The sequence below is a fragment of the Myxococcus sp. CA039A genome (assembly GCF_013336645.1).
GTDB lineage: Bacteria > Myxococcota > Myxococcia > Myxococcales > Myxococcaceae > Myxococcus > Myxococcus llanfairpwllgwyngyllgogerychwyrndrobwllllantysiliogogogochensis.
Genome location: NZ_JABUMQ010000845.1, coordinates 1 through 382 on the forward strand (window position 1 = coordinate 1; position 382 = coordinate 382).

Annotated in this window: 1 protein-coding gene; it reads right to left on the reverse strand. The window is 76.2% G+C overall.

The genetic code is table 11. The features are described from left to right. The coding region (locus HR086_RS47890) for a serine aminopeptidase domain-containing protein (RefSeq protein ID WP_373564464.1) at window positions 1-381 on the reverse strand (381 nt) is incomplete at its 3' end. Window position 382 lies beyond the last annotated feature (1 nt).

The following is a 382-nucleotide window of genomic DNA, read 5'->3' on the forward strand; positions in this document are numbered from 1 at the left end:
GGCCAGCACCGAGGCGTCCACATCCGCCGGCGCGACGAGGCACAGCCCTCCCACCGACGGGAACCGCGCCTGGAGCGCCAGGGCCACCTGGGCCCCCCCGTGGAGCGCCGCCACCGCCAGCGCGCTCGTCCCCGCGTTCTCCAGCAACACCCGCATGGCCGCCTCGGCGTCCTCGAGCAGCGCCAGGTCCTTGCCCCGCGTCCCCTGGCTCGCGCCCACACCCCGGTGGTTGAAGCGCAGCGTGGGGAAGCCCGCGCTGGCCGCCGCCCAGGCGAGCTCCGCGGCGATGACGTGATCCATCCCCCCACCCTCGTCGGGCCTCGGCGGAAGGATCAACAACGGGGGCGCGCGCTTGCCGCGGTGCGCCGTGCCCTCCATCACC